The sequence below is a fragment of the Bordetella sp. BOR01 genome, assembly GCF_019218885.1.
GTDB lineage: Bacteria > Pseudomonadota > Gammaproteobacteria > Burkholderiales > Burkholderiaceae_B > Bordetella_A.
The window spans coordinates 427,188-448,170 of the sequence record NZ_JAHUWT010000004.1 but is presented as its reverse complement, the minus strand read 5'-3'; the positions used below and the strand labels follow the sequence as shown (position 1 = coordinate 448,170).

14 protein-coding genes are annotated in these 20,983 nt (G+C 64.1%); all 14 read left to right on the top strand.

Features of this window, described 5'->3' with window-relative positions; translation table 11 throughout:
- The 14 genes from tssF (at position 1) to KW845_RS23825 (ending at position 20,958) form a co-directional block, all read left to right on the top strand.
- Positions 1–1,725 (top strand): type VI secretion system baseplate subunit TssF, encoded by a 1,725-nt coding sequence (tssF, locus tag KW845_RS23890; protein WP_218371851.1) that lies wholly within the window; start codon positions 1–3, stop codon positions 1,723–1,725.
- Positions 1,689–2,735: a type VI secretion system baseplate subunit TssG gene (gene tssG / locus KW845_RS23885; RefSeq protein WP_218371850.1), complete on the top strand. Its 1,047-nt coding sequence runs from the start codon at positions 1,689–1,691 to the stop codon at positions 2,733–2,735. The genes tssF and tssG overlap by 37 nt, the downstream gene beginning before the upstream one ends.
- The gene (gene tssH / locus KW845_RS23880) at positions 2,732–5,464 is read left to right on the top strand and encodes a type VI secretion system ATPase TssH (RefSeq protein WP_218371849.1); all 2,733 of its coding nucleotides are present in this window, start codon (positions 2,732–2,734) and stop codon (positions 5,462–5,464) included. The genes tssG and tssH overlap by 4 nt, the downstream gene beginning before the upstream one ends.
- 4 nt (positions 5,465–5,468) lie before the next feature.
- Positions 5,469–7,907: a type VI secretion system Vgr family protein gene (locus KW845_RS23875; protein ID WP_218371848.1), complete on the top strand. Its 2,439-nt coding sequence runs from the start codon at positions 5,469–5,471 to the stop codon at positions 7,905–7,907.
- A 7-nt stretch (positions 7,908–7,914) separates the two neighbouring features.
- The gene (locus KW845_RS23870; protein ID WP_218371847.1) at positions 7,915–10,557 is read left to right on the top strand and encodes a DUF2169 domain-containing protein; all 2,643 of its coding nucleotides are present in this window, start codon (positions 7,915–7,917) and stop codon (positions 10,555–10,557) included.
- A complete protein-coding gene (locus tag KW845_RS23865; protein ID WP_218371846.1) occupies positions 10,550–11,494 on the top strand; it encodes a pentapeptide repeat-containing protein in 945 nt (314 codons plus the stop codon). Before KW845_RS23870 ends, KW845_RS23865 begins: the two co-directional genes overlap by 8 nt.
- Positions 11,495–11,516: 22 nt before the next feature.
- Entirely contained in the window at positions 11,517–12,200 is a 684-nt protein-coding gene (locus KW845_RS23860; RefSeq protein WP_218371845.1) for a DUF3540 domain-containing protein, read from the top strand.
- Between the two features lie 11 nt (positions 12,201–12,211).
- On the top strand, positions 12,212–12,616 hold the full coding sequence (locus KW845_RS23855) for a DUF4150 domain-containing protein (protein ID WP_218371844.1): 405 nt from the start codon (positions 12,212–12,214) through the stop codon (positions 12,614–12,616).
- 8 nt (positions 12,617–12,624) lie between these two features.
- Positions 12,625–13,317 carry a type VI secretion system lipoprotein TssJ gene (tssJ, locus tag KW845_RS23850; RefSeq protein WP_255592893.1) on the top strand — a complete coding sequence of 231 codons (693 nt, stop codon included), beginning with the start codon at positions 12,625–12,627 and terminating at the stop codon, positions 13,315–13,317.
- 16 nt (positions 13,318–13,333) lie between these two features.
- Positions 13,334–14,725 (top strand): type VI secretion system baseplate subunit TssK, encoded by a 1,392-nt coding sequence (tssK, locus tag KW845_RS23845; protein WP_218371842.1) that lies wholly within the window; start codon positions 13,334–13,336, stop codon positions 14,723–14,725.
- 3 nt (positions 14,726–14,728) lie between these two features.
- Positions 14,729–15,400: a DotU family type IV/VI secretion system protein gene (locus KW845_RS23840; RefSeq protein WP_218371841.1), complete on the top strand. Its 672-nt coding sequence runs from the start codon at positions 14,729–14,731 to the stop codon at positions 15,398–15,400.
- Between the two features lie 27 nt (positions 15,401–15,427).
- The gene (locus KW845_RS23835) at positions 15,428–19,354 is read left to right on the top strand and encodes a type VI secretion protein IcmF/TssM N-terminal domain-containing protein (RefSeq protein WP_218371840.1); all 3,927 of its coding nucleotides are present in this window, start codon (positions 15,428–15,430) and stop codon (positions 19,352–19,354) included.
- Between the two features lie 216 nt (positions 19,355–19,570).
- The gene (locus KW845_RS23830; protein ID WP_218371839.1) at positions 19,571–20,500 is read left to right on the top strand and encodes a DUF72 domain-containing protein; all 930 of its coding nucleotides are present in this window, start codon (positions 19,571–19,573) and stop codon (positions 20,498–20,500) included.
- A 131-nt stretch (positions 20,501–20,631) separates the two neighbouring features.
- Positions 20,632–20,958, top strand: a complete 327-nt coding sequence (locus tag KW845_RS23825; protein WP_255592889.1) for a pentapeptide MXKDX repeat protein — start codon at positions 20,632–20,634, stop codon at positions 20,956–20,958.
- Positions 20,959–20,983: the final 25 nt, after the last annotated feature.

Sequence of the window (20,983 nt, the reverse complement as noted above, 5' to 3'; positions counted from 1 at the left end):
ATGCTGAATCGCTACTACGAACAGGAACTGGGCTACCTGCGCACGCTCGCGGCTGAATTCGCCGCCAGCAACCCCGCGCTGGCTCCTCTTCTGGGTGCCGGTAGCGCCAGCGACCCCGACGTTGAACGCCTGCTTGAAGGTGTCGCCTTCATGACCGGGCTGATGCGCCATCGGCTGGATGACGATTTTCCCGAATTCATCCAGAACCTGGCGCAACTGCTGTTTCCGCACATGCTGCGGCCCCTGCCCTGCATGACCATCATGCGCTACCAGCCTCGCGCGGCGTTGGAAGGCCCCGTGACAATCCCGGCGGGCACCGAGTTCGCGTCCGTTCCGGTGGATGACTTGCGCGCCATATTCCGGGCCTCGTTTCCCGTAACCCTCGAGCCCGTGGCACTGCTTGGCGCCCAATGGGAAGGCGGCGGCACGCAGCCCCGTTCGCTGCGATTGCAATTCAGCATGGCCGGCATGGCTGGTTCGGACTGGGCAGGCGACAGCCTGCGGTTTTTCCTGGGCGATGCGCATGCCGACGCGGCACGCCTGTACCTGCTGCTGCTGCGCCATGCGCGCGAGGTGCGCATCAGCGCCCAGGGCAACCCCTTGACGGTGCTGCCGGCCAGCGCCATCCAGCCGGCGGGCTTGCGCCCCGAACTGGAACTGCTGCCCTGGCCGAGCGGCGCCCACCCCGCCTGGCGCGTGCTGTACGAGTACTTCGCCCTGCCAGAGAAGCTGCTGTTCCTGGATATCGCAGGCTTTTCACAATGGACCTCGCGTAGCGCGGATGGCCGGTTCTCAGTGCAGATCATGTTCGACCAGGTGCCAGCCTGGGCGCCCGCCATCGGGCCATCGAGTTTCATCCTGAACGCGACCCCGGCCGTCAATCTGTTCGGGCACGACGCGCATCCGGTCCGTATCGATCATCTTCAGCCCGATTACCGCATTCGTCCGATAGCGCGGGGCAACCGGCCCGTGGAACAGATTTTTTCGGTGGACAGCGTCCAGGCCCGGGCAGCCAATGGCACCGAGCAGGAATACCATGCGTTTGCGGCGATGCGGGGCGAGGACACGGCATCGTATAACCTCAGTATCCGTGCCTCGGCCTTGAATCGCGGCTACGATCATTTCCTGAGCCTGCCCTACGCCGCTGGCGAAACGCCGCAGCCCTTGACGCTTTCAACGCGCTTGACCTGCACGCACGGCGACCTGCCGCAAAGCTTGCGGTTGGGCGACATCTGCGAGCCCACCGACAGTTCGCCGCCACGGGTGCAGTTCAGCAATATCCATGGCATCACGCCGCACAGCCCGCCGGTCATCGACAGCACCTTGCTATGGCGAGTGCTGTCGCACTTGAATTCCAACCATCTGGCGCTGGCCAACGAGGGCCAGTTGCGTGACTTGCTGTCGCTGTATGTGCCTGCGCGCCAGGCCGACGCCCAACGCCATGCGGCCGCGCGCCGCAGTGTCGACTCGATCGAACGCGTGACGGTAGTACCGGTACGACGCATCGTGCACGGCATGCCGGTGGAAGGCAGCGATGTGCGCATTGAGTGCCGCGGCGATCACTTTCCGGGTAGCGGCAGCCTGTTCCTGTTTGGAACAGTGCTGGATGAATTCCTGGCAGGTATGACAGCCATCAATACCTTCAGCGCCCTGACGCTGGTGGACACCGTTAACGGAGAAACCCTGGAATGGCCCGCGAAGATTGGTCGCTATCGCCTGCTGTAGCGCAATCGCCTACTGATCCGCTGCTGGCGCAGGGACATCGCTATGCCTTCTTCCAGGCGTTGCGGCTGCTGCGCCTGCGCAGCGCCAGTGCGCAGGAGTTTTCGCAGAATGTGCGGGTGCGTCCGTCTGCCACGCTGTCCTTTCCGGATCGCGATATCGAACAGATCGAACGCGACGCCGATGGCAAGTACCGGATTACCGCCAACTTCTTCGGCTTGTATGGCGTTACCTCGCCCTTGCCGACGTTCTACACCGAAGATCTGATCGAAGAGCAGTTGCAGGGCACTTCGACGTCGCGCGATTTCATCGACATCCTGCATGCCGCGCTGTACCCGCTGCTGTTTCGTGCGTGGGAAAAAAACCGTACCTGGCTGGCCGTGGCCGAACGGCAGGATGCCAACCGCCTGGACCATCTGTACGCGCTGGTGGGCATGGCCGGTGGCGTGGCCGGGCGCCATCCGGACGTGCGCGGACTGTTGCCGCATGCCGGCAATTTCAACCAGTTTCCCCGTTCTGCGCTGGGCCTGCAGTCCCTGGCGGCAGGCTTGCTGGGCGGGCTGCCGGTGGATGTGGAGCCCTGCGTCGCCGAAACCGTGTCGATTCCCGATCCGGCGCGTTGCCTGTTGTCGGTGCAGGCCTGCCAGTTGGGCGAAGACGCCATGCTGGGCAGCCAGGTCGCCGATCGGGCCGGTGGCCTGGTCATGCATATCGGCCCGGTTCCGGCCGACCGCCTGCAAGACCTGCTGCCCGGCGCAGCGCTGCACGAGCGCCTGGTACGCGCTATCACCTTGTATTTGCGTACGCCGCTGCGCTGTGTGCTGGGCTTGCGCGTCGAGCCGCAGCAGCGGTTGGGCGCCAGCCTGGGCGAAGGTTGGTGCCAGCTTGGCCTGGACACATGGCTGCCCGAAACGGCGCCGGGAGATCCGGCCAACCCGTGGCCGCGCTACGACGAAGTCTTCTTGCCGATCAATACCGAACCCACACGCATTTCCAACGAGGTCCTGCAATGATGCTGGTAGAACTCAAACCGCTATTCGCGCGCCTGAATCCGTATTGCTCGGCCGCCCTGGAAGGTGCAGCGGGCCTGACGCTGGCGCGCAATCATTACGAAATTTCCGTCGAACACATGCTGCGCCGCCTGATCGAAGCGCCCGATGGCGATGCCGCCCGCATTCTGGCGCAATTCGATATCGACGTCCTGCGCCTGACCGCGCAACTGGATGATGCGCTGGGTCAGCTGAAAAACGGCAACCCCGGACGCCCGGTATTCGCCGGCCTGCTGACCGGATGGGTGCAGGAATCGTGGCTGATGGCATCGATCACGCTGGGCCAGAGCCGCGTGCGCAGCGGCGCCATGCTGCTGGCCTTGCTGGCGCGCCTGAGCTATTACGGCGCGGGTACGCGTTACGCTGAAACGCTGCGGTCGATCTCGCGCGAAAAACTGGCGGCCGAATTCGACAGCATTGTCGATGGCTCCAGCGAAACCGACACGCGCAGCACCGAGGGCCTGGGTGCGGGCGCCGCATCGGCCGCGGGCGGCACGGCGGGCGAAGCCGCCATCGGGCGCTTCTGTGAAGACTTCACCGTCAAGGCCGCAGCGGGAAAAATCGACCCGGTGTTCGGTCGCGACAACGAAATCAGGCAAATGATCGACATCCTGGCCCGCCGCCGCAAGAACAATCCGATCTGCGTGGGCGAGCCCGGCGTAGGCAAGACCGCCGTGGTCGAAGGACTGGCCCTGCGTATCGTCAACGGCGACGTACCCGAGTTTCTGCGCGATACGCGCCTGCTGGGGCTGGACCTGGGCCTGCTCGAGGCGGGCGCCAGCGTGAAGGGCGAGTTCGAGAACAGGCTGCGTGGCGTCATTGACGAAATCAAGGGATCGGCCAAGCCGATCATCCTGTTCATCGACGAGGCGCACATGCTGATCGGCGCGGGTGGCCAGACAGGCGGGTCGGACGCCGCCAACTTGCTCAAGCCCGCCCTGGCGCGTGGGGAACTGCGCACCGTGGCGGCCACGACGTGGTCCGAATACAAGAAGTATTTCGAGAAAGACCCGGCCTTGGCGCGCCGGTTCCAGCTGGTGAAGCTGGACGAGCCCAATGTGCAGACCGCAGTGCAGATCCTGCGCGGCCTGAAAGACCGCTACGAGGCAGCCCATGGTGTCACGGTGCGCGACGACGCCATCGTGGCGGCCGCGGAGTTGTCGAACCGCTACATTACAGGGCGCCTGCTGCCCGACAAGGCCGTCGACCTGCTGGATACGGCGGCGGCACGGGTACGCATAGGCCTGGGCGTGAAGCCGGCCGAACTCGAGGGCCTGGAAAGCCGCCTGGCCGGCCTGGAGCGCGAGCGCGTGGCGCTGGCGCGCGACGTGCAATTCCAACCCGGCACCTACAGTGACCGGCTGGACGAGATCGAGGCCGAGCGCGCGGACCTGCAGGTACAGCACGACGAACTGGAAACGCGCTGGAAGATTGAAAAAGAAGCGGCGCAGGCCGTGCTGGCGCTGCGGCGCCAGCTGGGAATGGCGCAAGATACGCCCACGGAACTGGCGGTCGAAGCCCCTGCCGAAAGTGCCGAGGCGCCCGCTGCCGAGCCGGCAGAAACTCCTGCCGCGGAGGCTTCCACGGCATCGCCAGCCACGCCGGAAGCCCTGTCGGCCCAGCTGGATGAGGCCCGCAACAAGCTGAAAAGCCTGCAGGGCAATTCGCCCCTGGTATTCATCGAAACCGACCCCGACGCCGTGGCGCGGGTGGTATCCGATTGGACGGGCGTGCCCCTGGGCAAGATGCAGCGCGATGCCGTCAGCGGCGTGCTGGCGCTGGCCGATCGCATCAAGGAACGCATACGCGGCCAAGATCATGCAGTGGACCAGATTTCGGCCACGGTCAAGGCTGCGCAATCGGGCTTGCGGGATCCGCAGCAGCCCATGGGCGTGTTCTTGCTGGTGGGCCCGTCCGGCGTGGGCAAGACAGAAACAGGCCTGGCGGTGGCCGACCAGCTGTTCGGCGGCGAACACGCACTGGTGTCCATCAATATGAGTGAGTTCCAGGAAAAGCATACCGTCAGCCGGTTGGTCGGTTCGCCGCCGGGCTACGTGGGCTACGGCGAAGGCGGCGTGTTGACCGAAGCCGTGCGCAAACGCCCCTATTCCGTAGTGCTGCTGGACGAAGTCGAAAAAGCCCACCTGGATGTCGTCAACCTGTTTTACCAGGTGTTCGACAAAGGCACGCTGGCCGACGGAGAGGGTCGGGTGATCGATTTCAGCAACACGGTGGTGTTCTTGACCAGCAACCTGGCCACCGAGGAAATCGTCCGGCTGACGCGCGACGGCCGGCCCGACGCCGAGGCGCTGACGACAGCGATCCACCCTGTGTTGGCCAAGCATTTCAAGCCCGCCCTGTTGGCGCGCATGACCGTGGTGCCCTATTACACATTGCCGCCGTCCGAACTGGCCGGCATCGTCGATCTGAAACTGAACAAACTGGCACACCGCCTGGTGGCGGCCAACCGTATTCAGCTCAGTTTCGATGCGACGGTGCGCGATACCATTGCGGCTCGCTGCACCGAAGTCGACAGCGGCGCCCGCAATATCGACTTTATTCTGCGCAAGAGCCTGATGCCCTTGCTGTCGGATACGGTGCTGTCGGCGTTGGCCGAGGGCCGTACCTTGAGCGCCCTGCATGTGGCGCCGGACGATAGCGGCGGCTGGACCGTTGCCGCCACAGCGAGCTGAACGAATGACTAGCCTTTACGACTACCGCCTCGATTGCCCGGTGCTGCAAGACCTGGTGCCTGGACAGGCGATCAATATCACGCGTTGGCAGGGTACCGAGGCAGTCTCTCGCCTCTACCGGTTCGAGATTACTTTTGCGGTTCGCCAGGCAGACCTGGCCCTGGAAAAACTGCTGAACCGACCGGCAACCCTGTTGGCCCACAAGCCGGATGGCACCCTGCTGCGCTGGCACGGTATTGTGACGCAGGGCGCGCAGCTGGGTTGCGACGAGACTTATGACTACTACCAATTGGTGCTGGAGCCTCGCCTGGCCCGGCTGCGCCACTTGAAATGGTCGGATATCTACCTGAATCTGCAGCTCGACGACATCATCCGGCAGTTGCTGCACCTGGCCGAACTCGACGAACCCTACAGCAGCGCCGGCGCACCCTACGATTACCGTATCGTGGCCAGCCAACTGACCACCACCCGGACGCCTTTCACTTGCCAGTTCGAGGAAACCTGCCTGGATTTCCTGATGCGCAAGCTGGAGTTCTATGGCGTGTACTTCTGGTTCGAGCAAGGCCAGGGCCAGGAATCGATCGTGTTCGCCAACAGTGTCGACCAACAGCCCACCGACATGGACAGTGCGGTCTATTACCCCAAGGGCGTCATTGACCCCGACGCGCGGGAAGTCGCGGTGACGCGCCTGAATCGACGCGTCAGCCTGCATCCCGGCACCGTGACCCTGCATGACTCGAACGACTTGGGCAACACCACCTTGTCATTGACCACTACGGCCAGCGTGCCTGCCCCCATGGCCGGTTTTGGGGAAGTGCATCTTGCCGACGATCATTTCGAAACGCTGCAAGACGGGAACAGCGTCGCCGGGGCGGCGCTGGCGGCCTGGCGCGGCCAGGAACTGGCATGCGAGCGCTTGCGGACCGAGGGCGAAGCGCGCACGCCAGGTGTTTGTGCCGCTCGCATCATAGAAGTGTCGGAATATCTGCGTGGCGCCGACGCAGCTCAATACTACGTGATCGAGGTGGCGCACGAAGGTGCACAAACGCTGGAAACCGCGCCGGAGACTGAAGAACCGACCTACGTCGCGCGTTTCGTGGCGTTGCCGCGCTGGCTCGATACGGCCGACGCTGGCCGGCAGCCCCTGCAATTCCGGCCGGCGCGCGCGACCCCCAAGCCTGTGGTATCGCGCCTGGTCAATGGCTTCGTGGACATCGCCACGCCCAATCAACCGAAGCAATACGCCCAGCCCGACGAAGATGGCCGCTACAAGGTCCGGTTCGCGTTTCCGCGCCAGCGCTACGCCGGCAACCAGAATTCAGCCTGGTTGCGCATGGCCACGCCCTACGCGGGCGGCGCCGCGACGTCGGGCCTGAGCAATGCCGGCATGCATTTTCCGCTGCGTGAAGGCACCGAAGTGCTGATCGCTTTTCTGAATGGCAACCCCGACCGGCCGGTCATCATGGCGGCACTACCCAATGTGGAAACCCCCAGTGTCGTCAATGCGCAGAATTCGGCCGACCATGTGATCCGTACGCCTTCCGGCAACGTGCTGGCCATGAGCGATGCCGCCCAAAGCGAACCGGGCGAAGATGATGGCACGGGCACAGGCACGGGTACAGGCACAGGCACAGGCCTGCCGGGCATTTATCTGGGCACGACCACCGCTGCGACATCCCTGAACCTGGGCGCGCCCCACGACGGCACGATGCAGGGTGGTTTCAACCTGACCACAAGCGCCGTGGGCCATATCAATGCGGACAGCGGCATGCTGATCGAGGTGCCGGGCCACCTGAAGATATCCGCAGGCAGTTCCGCCCCGAAGAGTTTCCTGCAATCAGTGGCCACGAACCTGCCCCCCGGTATTTCGGCAATATCCCAGGCTGGCATTGTCTTCCAGAATTTTCTCGGCGCCAGGTTCATAGGGGTAGAAGGAATCAGCCTGACCAATTATGTAGGACTCAGGCTCAACACGTTCGAAGGGGGCAACTATGTGGTGACTTTCGGGCTGGGCAAGCAAATCCATTTGCTGCAGAAAAAAGTGGTCAACCCCAGTTCGAACTACGTCACGGCCACGCTGAGGTGGGTGGCCGGCCAATGGAAAAACGTACTGGTGGAAAAAAACGAGAAAGCCGGATCTATCGATATGACGGCCCTGACGAAGTACTCCGTGACCAGCCCTGACTATAGCGTCACGTCAGGAGCGTCGTCGATCTTGATGACGCCTCTCACAGCCAGAATAAGAAGCAGCGATGTCGCCCTGTCGGGGTTTGACACGCTCTCCCTCAGGGCACCGGCTGTCTCGGTAACGGGTGAAGTCTCATGCAGCCTGTTCACCGAGAAACTCGAGCTGACACTAGGGACCGCAACCCTGAAATCGACCTTGCTCGATCTCGACGCCGCCACTGTCTCGGTCAGTGGCGGCCTGATCCGAGTGGGTTGACGTCGCCATGAAAATCGCCAAACCCGACGACGTCATCCTGCTTCTGGGCCGCCAATCCCATGGCGGCCAGCCGAGCTTGACCGTGACTGTCGGGTATGCCTGTGGCACGGACGGCGTCCGCTTGACAGAACAACAGGCCTGGGCCTGGCTTGCGCCGATGTTCGACAAAGAACCTTTCGACCTGGCCGAGAAGAAGCTGCGCGGCAGCTATGCCGTGGCGGGCAGCGCATGCGCGCCGGCCGGCGAGGCGATAACGGGCATCACTGTGCGCGCCGGCGTCGGCGGGCTGGAAAAAAACCTGCTGGTGCAAGGCGACCGCTATTGGACACGAGGCATGGCCGGATGGCAGGCCAGCACGCCTCAGGCGTTCGAGCGCATGCCGCTGGACCTGACGCGCGCCTACGGCGCCCGTGGCTGGCTGCACAACCCGCAAGGCCGGGGCCATTGCGCCGACCCGGACCAGGCTGAAGGCACGGCCCTGCCGAATGTCGAGCACCCGCGCCACCCGGTGATCAAACCCTCTGATGTGCCCCCGCTGGCTACGCTGGGCCCGCTGCCGCAAGGCAGCCCCGGGCGTACGCGCTGGCTGGGCACATTGGACGCGACATGGCAGCGCCGCCGGTTGCCCTGGCTGCCCGATGACACCGACCCGCGCTGGTTCGACAGAATGGAACAGGATCAATGCCAGGACGGGTACTGGCGTGGTGACGAATCCTGGTTTGCCGAGCACATGCACCCCCGCCATGCCATGTTGCGCGGCAGGTTGCCGGGCCTGCGCCCTCGCCTGTTGCTGCGCAGCGATCGCGCGCCGCAACAGCGCGGCGAAGCCCAGCTGGATCTGGATACGGTGTGGCTGTTTCCCACCGATGAGCGTGTCGTGGTGTTGTATCGCGCCAGCGTGGCGGTCAGGCGCGAAGACGCTGAAGACATGCTGGGGCTGGCCGTGTTTACCGAAACTCGGGATCAGGCGGCGCAATCGACCGAGCACTGGGCCGCTGTCTGGCGGCAGCAGGAAGAAGCCGCTGCCGCGCCTGCCAGGCCTGTGGCCCCTGTCGCTGCCGAATCAGAAGCCGCCCGCGCGGCCGCTGCGGCAGAGGCCGAGGTGGCCGCCCAGGCGGCGCAGGTACACAAAGAGGCCGTGCTCAAGGAAATCGCCGACGAGCAGCAACAGGCCATCGACGAAGCCGACCAGTACAGAAAAGCGATGGGCCTGCCGCCCGTCAGCGCCAAGCTTGCGGAAAGCCGCGCGCAGCAAGCTCACTTGGTAGAGTCCGTGCCCGATGATTGGCCTGACGAGCCCGTCGCTTTTACCCGGGCAGTACACGCCTATATAGACAAGCAACTGGCCGAGGCCGAGGCCGAGGCGCGGGCGTTCATGAAGGCGCAAGGCAGGGACTTCGACCAGGCCATGGCGAAGGCCAGGGCCGAGGTCTCCCTGTACGACAACCATGACACGGCCAAGATACTGGCCGCCATGCCCATGGCGCCAGAGAGAAAGCAGGCCCTGCTGCAGAAATACCAGGTATTTGCCAAGAAAATGGATGCCCTGGAGGCTGAAACGGCGGAAATAGAGCAACGTGCCGATGCCATGGCGGCCGAGCAGGCCCGACCGGCGCCGCCCGGCATCGACGAACCGCTGCCGCCCGGGCCGCGCACCGCGCTGGATCGGGAAACACTGCTGGCGCGCCATGCCGCGGGCCAGTCGTGCGCCTGGGCATTGCTGCAAGACCTGGATCTGTCGGACGTATCGCTGCGCGGCGTGGACCTTTCGCGGGCACAGATCGAACGCTGCATCCTGCGTCGCGCCGACCTGGACGGTGCCAAATTCCATGAAACCGACCTGCGGCAATGCGACCTGGCCGAAGCCAGGCTGGATGGCTCGGATTTCAATCTGGCCATGCTGACTGGCTGCGCGCTCGACGGCGTGTCGGCGCAAGGGGCTGATTTCTCGCAGGCCCGCCTGAAGACGGTGAGCCTGGCCAAGGCGGTGCTGGGCGGGACCCAATGGGCCGGAGCGCAAGTGGGCGAATGCGGATTCGAGCAGGCCGCCATGCAAGCGGCGCAGGCAGGCCGCGCGCAATTCACGGCATGCCGCCTACCGGGCCTGGACGCCGGGCGGGGCGATTTCACGTGGGCCACGTTCGACCAATGCGTGCTGACCGATGCCGTGTTCGAGGGCGCCACGCTGGCCCATGCCACGCTGATCGCCTGCCAGGCCTCCGGCTCGACATTCGTCGACGCCCGCATGCCCGGCCTGCGCACACTGAAAAACAGCGACCTCAGCCGTGCCCGCCTGGACCGCGCGAACATGGAAGGCGCCAGCCTGCAAGGCTGCTGCCTGGCAGGGGCTACGTTGCGCGAAACGCGCCTGGATCGCGGCTTGGTCAAGAACTGCGACCTGACTGGCACTGACGCCTGGCACTTGACGGCACGCGCCGCCAATTTTTCCGGCAGCCGCATTGCGCAAGCCAGTTGGCGTGGCGCCAACTTGATGCAGTCGCACTGGCAAGAGGCCGTGCTGGAGGACGTCGACATGTCCGGGGTCAATCTGCATGCGGCCGACACCCGCAGGGCAAGCACACAAGGCCTGCAACTGGGCCAGGCCTTGTTGACCCGCTGCCGCCTGGTCGAGGACTATGCCCATGGCTGATGCCAGCGTGAACCCGTTGCTTGAGCAGTTGCGCGCCGGCAAACCTATCCCGGCCGACGCACTGGCCGGCGCCGATCTGCGCGAAGCCGATCTGGCGGGTGTACGACTGGGGGGGCTGGACCTGCGTGGCGCGCGCCTGGACGGCGCCAACTTGACAGGCACGGTCTGGCGAGCGTGTCACCTGGACGAGATTCGATTCGATCAGGCCGTCTTGAGCGAAGCCGCCTTTATTGCCTGCCAAGGGCGTGGCGCGTCGCTGCGCGCGGCTCAAGCCAACAAAGTATGGATGAAGCAATGCGTATGGCAGGATGTTGATTTCCGGCAGGCCGACCTGACCCGTTTTTCGGCGCTCAGTGTCACATTTTCCGGTTGCCAATTGCAGACGGCCACGCTGGCCCAGGCCTGGTTGTCGCAGTGCGATTTATCGGGCCTGGATCTGTCTGGCGTGACCTGGGCGCAATCCCACTTTCCGGATTGCCAGTTGCGCGGCACGCGCCTGACGGGTGCGAGCCTGGCGCAATGCTCGTTCAACCGGATCGACGGCAGCGCCGCTGATTTCACCGGCGTCCAGGCCCCGTCCATTTCGTTTTATGGCGCGCGGCTCGACGGCGCAAGATTCGATGGCGCTGTGCTCGATGGTGCCATTTTTGATCAGACGCGCCTCGACCACGCCAATTTCTCGCGCGCATCGTTGAATGCCGCCCGCTTGTATGGCGTTTGCTCGCTGGGCATGACTTTCGCCGGCTGCAAGCTCGTCGAGGCCGACCTGTCTCATTTGCAGGCTGCCCGCGCCGACTTCTCGCATGCCGACTTGAGTCGCGCGCGGCTGCACGCTGCGCAGTTGCCCGATGCCTTGTGGCAGGACACCGTGCTGGACGATGTCCGCCGCGACGACCCCGAACTGCGTGCCGCTGAATTGTGGCACCCCCCTGTATAACCGCGATAGGAAGAGTTCTGCCATGCTTCAACCGCTTTGCGTCACCCGTCCCGACTGCGCCGATTCATCTTTGCCCGCTGCCAACCAGGAAGCGAATCTGCAACACGCCCGCCTGGTCATGAGCGATGGCAAACGCTATGCGGCGCTGACCGGCCAGGGAACACAATGGGTCATACCGGCCGCCGGATGCCTGCTGCAGCCCGCGGTTGGGGACCTGGCGCTGGTCAGCCTGATGGGTGGCCAGGGGTACATCCTGACCGTTCTGGAACGCGGCGCGCCGGAAACCCCCGCCGAAGTCACGGTGCCGGGGGACTTGCGGCTGTCGCTGCCGGAAGGCCGCCTGGAGTTGGCCGCCGCTCGAGGTATGGCGCTGGATGCTGGCCCCGCACTGAATGTCGTGGCACGGCAATTGACTGCTGCCCTGCAAGGTGCCGACCTGGCATGCCAGGCGTTGAGGCTGGCCGGTGATGAAGCCTGCTCGCAATGGAATACCCGTACGGACGTGGCCGGCAGCCGGCTGGATATCGCCACGCGCAGCGAAAGCCACGTGGAACACAGCGTGCGCCGTATTGCCGGCCATGAAGAGGTAACCGCGCAATCGATGCGGCACACGGTCGAGCAGGATTGGTCGGTGCGCGCCGACACGGCGAGCCTGAAGGCGCGCGAGCGCGTGGCGCTGGCTGCCGCGTCCGTGCAATTGGGCTGAGGAGACAAGCCATGTTCTTGCTGAACAATGCCGGCGCCATGACGACCGCCACCGTGCCTGATGTCTGCCTGACGCCCGCGGCGCCCTCACCCATTCCGGTGCCCTACCCCAATATCGCCATGAGCGACATGGCCGACCCCGCCGGCATCGTCGAGAACGTATTGGTGGTGGGCATGCCGGCGTTGAATCTGGGCAGCAAGATCCTGCTCAGCAACGGCGACCAGGGCGGCACCGCCGGCGGCGGCGTGGCCTGCGGCCAGATCATGGGCGAAGCGGCTTTCGTGAGCGGCAGCGTGAGCGTCATGGTGGGAGGCATGCCAGGCGTGCAACTGACCAGCGCGACGACCCAGAACGCCAATAATACGGTGGGCCTGGTGGCAAGCCCGAGCCAGACGATCGTGATGCTGATGGGATGAGAGGCGCCATGTCGATTCCGCACCGCCTGGTTCTTTGCCGCCTGCTGCCCGCGGCATTGTGCGTGGGCGCCCTGGCCTCGTGCAGTTCCCTGAACAGCATGATGGGCGGCTCATCCGAGCAGGATGCGCTGAAAGCGTTGAAATGGACCTATGCCGCCGATGGCGTCCAGCTCGCCGTTACTGCCGACGCGCACTTGAATCAATCCACTGATCAGCCCCATACCTTGGCCGTGGCTGTCGTGCAGATGGAAGACCCCAACGCGTTTACCGCCGCGACCAGCAATAGCGCCAAGCTGACCGCCCTGCTGCTGGCGAACAGTCCCCCGCCCGGCATGCTGGCGCTAAGCCGCGTCTTCATCTCGCCTGGCGAACAACGCACCATCACTCTTCCGCGCGTCGAAAAGGCCCAGTACGTGGGCCTGGCTGCAGGGTACTACCACCTGGACACGGCCCGCAGCGTCCGCCTGTACCGTATCGGTGTGGAAGTGGATTCGTCAGGCATCATCGTCACGACCCGCAATGCGGCGCCGGAGCCATTGAAGATCGATCTGCGGCTGGGACCCGACGGCATCCAGGAATCGCCCGGCACCCGCACCCCGCCGGTACCCCTTACCAAGCCGCAGGCCGGCCCCGTGGCGCCGCCGGCCACCACGCCAGCCCCCACGACACCGCCGGCCGGCCAGCCTGCCCCCCAACCTTGACGGTATCCGCCGAACAATGAAGCCACTTAACCAACCTCTGTTCTGGCACCAGGGCCTGTTCCTGCAGCCTCATCATTTCCAGTACCAGGATGCCTGGGCCGCACGGAACCTGGCACGGCAACTGGACCTGGTCATGCCGTGGGGCTGGGGGTTCGGCGCCTTGCAGATCGACGACACGGCACTGGCGGCACGCCATTTTGTCGTTGACCAGCTCACATTGAGATGGCCCGACGGAACCCTGACGGAATACCCTGGCAACGCACGTGTCGAGTCCATGCGTTTCGACCTGGCCGATTTCTCTCAAGGGCCTCGCACCCTGTATGTGGGGCTGCGCCGTCACGTCGAAGGCCAGCCCAGTGTGCAGAAGTTCGAGAACCTGGACGACGCCGCCCAGGCCAATGCCCGCCTGGTCGTGCCCGCCGATCCGCAGCAGGTGCCTGACCGCTACGCACAGGGGCCGGCAGGCCGGGTCACCCTGATGACCTACGTATTGCGCTTGTTCTGGGAAGACGAACTGGACAACCTGGGTGACTATGACTTGATACCGGTCGCGCGGTTGGAGCAAGAAGGCGAAGTAGTGCGAATGGTGCCCCGCTTCGTGCCACCATGCCTGAACCTGGCGGCCTCGCCGCAGCTGCAACAGATGCTGCGCGAATTGCGCGACGAGGTGATCGGGCGGGCGCGCCAGCTCGAGGTGTTCAAACAGCCGGTGACCAGCCGTTCGGACGATGCACAGTTCGCCCCGGTGCTGGCCCTGTCGGTGCTGAATCGCTACGGTCCGCAGATCACCCACCTGATCGAATCGCTGCAGACACATCCCTGGACGATATACGGGGTATTGCGGCAACTGGCCGGCGAACTGAGCACTTTCTCGGAATTCTGCGATCTGCTGGGTGAAACGCGCGACAGCCAGCAGCTGGTGCCGCCCTACAAGCACACCGACATCGGCCTGGCCTATGCCGCTGTCATGGACCTGATTCGCCGGCTGCTCAATGAAATTACGGTCGGCCCGGAAATGCTGGTGCATTTCGAGCAGGATGGAACCGCCTCGACCTTGTACCGGGCCGAGATGCCGGAAAATTTCTTCGGCCCTCGCCATCGCTATTATCTGATGGCGCGCAGCGCAGCCACCGAGCCCAAGGAACTTGGCGACCAGATCCTGCTGGAGGCCAAGCTGGGCACTCCGGACCAGATCGAAACGTTGGTGACCCGTTCCCTGCCCGGCATCGAATTGTTGCCGCTGCAAACCCTGCCGCTGGGCATGCCTCGACGCGCGGGCGCGACGTACTTCCGCCTGGAAAGTCTATCCGATACATGGGACGACGTGATACGCGACAGGCGGTTGGCCTTCTTCATGCCGGATGCGCCAGCCGATCTGCGCCTGGAACTCATCGTGATCAAAGGATAAGCCGTGCGCCTGAGCAACTTCTGGATTCCCGCGATTGAATCGGCCCGTGTGGCCATGGCGCAATCCACACTGGATGCGCCGTCGCTGTCGGCGCAACTGAAGGCCAACCTGGACGCCGCCGTCGCCCGCGCGCAAGACAAGGGTTTTTCACCGGACGACGTGCAGCTTGCTCTCTTCGCCGTGGTGGCATGGATCGACGAACAGGCGATGTCGCGCGAATGGCCGGGGGCCGCGGCCTGGCGGCTATCGCCTCTGCAGCGCCACTACTTTGCCACGACGCGGGCCGGTGTTGCGTTCTTTGAAAAACTTGAAGCCCTGCCCGATGGCGCCGTCGATGTGCGCGAAGTGTACGGCCTGGTGCTGCTTGCGGGCTTCCATGGGCGATACACGCATCGAGCGCCTGGCGAGTTGACGGAATACCGCCGCGCATTGCTCGAGCGCATAGTCCAGGAACGCCAGATCGCCCCCTTGAGCGCGGAACAGCCCTTGTTCCCGCAATCGGGCACGGGCGCCAGGCGGCCGTTGCGCCATACGCGCGGCCTGGCGCCATCGCTGGCAAGCCTGTTATTGATCGTGCTGCCCCTGTGCGTGTTGCTGGGCCTTTATCTGTTTCTGGACTATCGCCTGGCGCAGATTGCTGCGCGGATGATCGCGCCGCTCGTCGGCCGTCTTTGAACGCTATTGGGCAATGCCCCTGATTCCATGATGTTCAAGAAACTGCTTGTTCTGATCGCTTGGCTGCTGGGCCTGATCCTGCTGGCGCTGGGGTGCTGGTTGGCGGGGCTGTACCTGCAATGGCCGTTGTGGCAGTCGGCGATGCTGTTTGCCGGCATCATCATCGGTCTTTGCCTGCTGGCCTGGCTGCGCCGCCGCTGGTTGGCGTGGCGCCTGCGCAGACGCCTGGCACGGCCGGTAAACGGCAGCACTGTCGACACGCGACGCCTGGACGCCGATTGGCGTGCCGGCTTGAATGCGCTGAAAAACTCGCGGCTGTCGCGCTTCGGCTCGCCCTTGTATGTGTTGCCATGGTATATGGCGCTGGGGCCTCAAGAGACAGGCAAGTCGGAGCTGTTGCGCCGCATCGCCGGAACCGGGCCGGTGCACGGCGATGGCGAAGAGGCGCCCGTGCTGCAATGGTGGTTGCTGCGCCACTGCGTAGTGCTGGATCCCACCGAGGCAATGGGTGAAGAGCATCTTGCCCCCGCCTCGGCCAATTGGCGCCGCCTGCTGCACTGGATGATGCGAACGCGCCGGCGGGAACCGTTGAACGGCCTGATCCTGGCGTTCAGCGCCGACTGGCTGATGAAAAGTGACGAGACCCAACTCAACGACACCGGCCAAGGCCTGCGCAAGCGACTGGATGAACTGACGCGTGTCTACGACGCGCGCATTCCGGTCTATATCGTGCTGACCGATTGCCAGGCGCTGCCCGGCTTCGTGCCGTGGACGGCCGGCCTGGGGCCCGCTATCAACAGCCACGCCATGGGCTTCCTGAGCCTGTCGCCTGCTTCGGGCGTGGGTCAATTCATCAGCGATGCGTTCAATAGCATCGTGCACCGCATGTTCGACCTGCGGGTGTTGCAGGGCATCCAAGGCCGGCCCAACGACGAGGCATTCGGACTGCCCGAGCGCATGGCGCCGCTGGCCATGCGATTGGGCAGCGTGCTGCGGCCGGCGTTCCAGGCCACGCCCTACGCCGAGACGCCGCTGTTGCGTGGCCTGTACCTGACAGGCCGCCCTGCCGGGGCCGATCACGGCGAGCCTGCCTGGTTCAGCCCGGGCTTGTTCGACCAGGCCCTATCGGCTCAGCGGCACGCCTGGCAGCCACTGGAGCGTTGGCGCCACTGGCGCCGGCTGCTGCGGCATGTCGTGGTGGTTGTCTGGCTGCTGGCCTGCCTGGGAGCTGGGGCATTGCTGATCCATTCCAGCCGCGTTGCCGAACAGCAGTTGCACGCGGCAGACCTGCCGGGGCTGGACGAACGGCCGGATTTCTCCGGGCCGATATCCTCGGACTTGCATTCGCTGCAGACGGTGCGTGGCGCCGTGCACAAGCTGCTGGTCCGTCCGCAATGGGAGCAGCGTTGGTTGCCATTCCAGCGCCGCGTCAACCAGGTCCAGCAGGCGCTGGCCGACAATTATGCCCGTAGCTTTCACCAGGAAGTCATTTCTGCCGACCTGGACCCGCTGCTCAATACCAGCCTGCCCCAGTTGGCCGAAAATCGCAACGACAAGCTGCTGGCCGCCTGGGTCCAGACCCTGGTGCGCCGCATCAACTTGCTCGACGCCGCGCTGCAAGACCAGAATGTCTATGCCCTGCCCGCGCCGGGAACCGAGTTGTCGTTTCTGTTCGCCAGTGCCAAAGGCCCGAGCCCCGATCCGATCGATGGCCTGCTATTGGGCGATATGTACAAAGACTATCTGGCCTGGCAGCCCAACCACGAAATGCTGGTCTCCGAGCGGCAGGCGCTGCGGCAGGTACTGATCAATCTGGATCTGACCGACCGGCCAAGCCACTGGATTTACGCGTGGGTGGATTTGCAAGGCTCTTTGCAGCCCGTGCGGCTGACCGATTTCTGGAACATTCCGGCAAAACCCGGTCAACCCTTTGTTCCGGCTGCGCTCACGCCCGCAGGCGAACAGGCCGTATCCAGCTTCGTCAGCGAGTTGGGGCGGGCTTCGGGCAATGGCCAGCTCTGGTCTCAGCGCCGCGATGAATTCCGCCAGCAGTACCTTAAAGAAGGGCTTGACGCCTGGTATACGTTCGCCGATGCCTTTGCGTCAGCTCCCAATCTGCTGGCTGACGGCACGGCGCGCCGCACGGCGCTGTCCACGCTGTTCACGGCCGATGATCCGTATCGCCGCCTGCTGGGCCTGCTGGCCACCGTGGGGAACCGCTGGCCGGCAGCGTCGCGGCCAGACTGGATGCAGCAAGCCATTCAACTCAATCACCTGCTGATCCTGGCCCAGAAAGATGCCGGCTCGACTGACACCCTGGCATCCAGCGTGAAGCGGCAGATTGGCGTGGCGCAGCAGTTTGGCGGCAGCCTGCTCCAGCAACTGCCCAATAGCGGCTCGGTGCACGACAGCCTGGTCGAATTGCGCATGGATCAGGACGCCCTGAACCTGCTCAACGCCTATCGCAAGAACGTGACGGATGCCATCGTGCCGCTGCAGCAAGGCGATGGCAATGCCATGAAGGCCGCCATTGATATCTGGTCGTACGGGCATGATCCCAATGTAAAGTCGGTGCCGCTGATCGATGCGAGTACTGCGTTGGACAAGCTAAGGAAACAGGCCGGTAGCTCAGCCGGGCCGCGCACCGACGTGGTCTGGAAACTGGCCTCGGGGCCGCTCGATTTCACCCTGGACTATGCCAGCCGCAGCGTGGCCTGCCGCTTGCAGCAAAGCTGGGAAAACTCGGTACTGAGCGTGATGCAGGGTGTCAACGATGCCGAACTGGCCAATGACATGCTGTTCGGCGACCGTGGGCAGGTGAAGGCGTTCATGGACGGAGACGTCAAGCATTTCATTGACCAGAACGCCAACCGTTACCAAGGCCGAGTCGCCCTGGGCCGCACCATTCCCTTGAACGGGCAGTTCTACGCCTTTGCCAGCCTGGCTCAACTGCGGCAGGTCACGCTGGCCGGCCAGCAGCTGCAGTCCAAGCGATCCCAGGACGAAGTGCAAGCCCTGACCACGCAGCAAGGCGAGGTGGACAAACAGATCGCCAAGCTCGAGGCCACCACGGCCAATGTAACGCTGCGCACCGTACCGCCCCAGACTAATCCGGAAGCCCGTCTCTTGCCGGAAAGCGTGACGCTCAGCTTGCAATGCGCCAGCGGCCGTATCACCCTGGAGAACCTGAATTTTCCGAACCAGGCTGTATTTCCATGGGCGTTGGCCAACTGCGGCGACACAGCGCTCAGCATCCGCTATCCCGGTTTTGATCTGAATCGCCAGTGGAGCGGCGCGCGGGGTTTTATCGATTTCCTGCGGGAATTTTCCAGCGGGCAGCGCCGCTATACCACGGCCGATTTCGCCGACCAGGCCGCGTCGATGCAGCAGGCTGGCGTGCAATGGATCGTGGTGACATACCAGCAAGAAGGCCAGGCGCCGCTGGTGGCGGCGTTTGCCGATGCGGACAAGCTGGCCGCGCAGGCCGGCGAGGTCAAGGCCCGCCTGGAGCACCTGCAGCCCGGTACCGCGCCCGGCTCGACGATGCCGCCGCGGCAGCCCGCGCCCGCGCTGCCGCGGCAGATCATATCGACCTGCATGGGGCCGATCAACATGCCCGACGCTACGCTGCCGGCCGAGACCTTGCCTGCCAAAGCTGCCGCGCCATCGGCAGTGCCTATGCCGCCTCCGCCTCCGCCGGCCCCGGCTCCATCGGGCTCAGGCGCCTACGCGGTGCAAGTGGGCATCTTCGCGCACCCGGATCCGGTGCGTGCGCAATTGGCACTCAACGGCTATGAGGCTACCGAATCCGCCATCACCCTCAAGGGTCACGAATACCGGCGCATCCGGATAGAAGGGTTTGCCACCCGGGCGGCGGCCAACGCCGCGGCGACAAAAATCGGGCAGTTGCTCAAGCTCAAGCCGGCCGTGCTGCACAACGGAAAAGTGGAGTGAGCATCAATGCCCTCCTCGCTGCCATGCGCCGGGTCGGCACTGCCCGATCGGCCCCTATGGCAGCCGTCTGTATAAATAAAAATTCACATTAATTCAATTGGTTATAATGTATTTTTAAGGTAAAAAATTAGATGTAAAGCATGCACTTTCGACCCGGTGCGCGGCCCGCTACTTGCTGATGGCCGGGATCATCCATCCTTGCTTTCACCACCCACCATGACCCGCCCCGCACACGCAAGCGCCATCCGCATCGGCATCTCGGGTTGGCGCTATCCGCCCTGGCGCGGCAGTTTCTACCCAGAGGGCCTGCCCCAGGCGCAAGAGCTGGCCTATGCGTCGCACCAAGTCTCTACCATCGAGATCAATGGCACCTTCTATTCGCTGCAGCGCCCGGAATGGTTTGCGCGCTGGCGCGATGCCACGCCACGCGGCTTCGTATTCAGCGTCAAGGGCACGCGCTTCATCACGCACCGGCTGCGGCTGCGCAATATCGAGACGCCCCTGGCCAATTTCCTGGCCTCGGGCCTGTTCGAGTTAAGAGAAAAACTGGGCCCCATTCTGTGGCAGTTCCCGCCGTCGATGCGCTTCGACGCGCAGCGTTTTGAGCATTTCCTGGGTTTGCTGCCACACGACACCGATGCCGCCTCACGGCTGGCCCGCCGCCATGATGCGCGCATGAACGATCGCGCCGCAGTACAAGGCGGGCCACGCCGACCGCTGCGCCATGCCGTGGAAATTCGTCATGAAAGCTTCGCATGCCCCGAGTTCGTGGCCATGCTGCGCACCCACGGGGTGGCGCTGGTGACGGCCGACACGGCGGGAAAGTGGCCGCTGCTGGAAGACGCCACCGCCGATTTTGCCTACCTGAGACTGCATGGCGACAAGAAGCTGTATTCCAGCGGCTACAGCGACCATGCACTGCATCACTGGGCGAGCCGCATCCGCTACTGGTCGCGCGGCCGCGAACCTGGCGATGCCCACCGGGCCGGCGCGCGGCCGCCCCGGGCGTACGGGCCGCGCGACATCTATTGCTACTTCGACAACGACATCAAGGTGAAGGCACCCGGCGATGCGCGCAGCCTGGCCGGGCTGCTGGGCCTGCCTTTGGCGCCTGAGGAACCTGCGACGGCTGAAGGCCAGCAATAGCCGTATCCGGCGGCAAATCAGAGCCTGCCATTGCGGCGCGAAACGCGTTTAACAAACGTTAAACCGATTGCAGGGAATGGCTTCAACCTTTCCGATTCGCTTCAACGGCACATTAACGACGGGTTCCTAACATGCTGAAAAGCCCCCGGAACCGGTGGGCGACGACCGAAGCATTTTCAACCCGCGGCTTGGCCGCAACTGACCGGAGAGGTTCAACCATGAAGAAAAGCGCGATCTATGCAGTATCCATGTGCCTGGCCCTGGCTGCAGGCGCCGCCTATGCCGCCGATGACATGTCCAGAAAAGACATGAAGAAAGCTGGCGTATCCCACGACGACATGTCCAAGGGCCAGATGAAGAAAGCCGGCGTATCGCGCGACGGTATCTCCAAGGGGCACATGAAGAAAGCCGGCATATCCCGCGACGGTATCTCCAAGCCCGATATGAAGAAGGCATGAAATAGCCACCCATGGGCAGCATGGC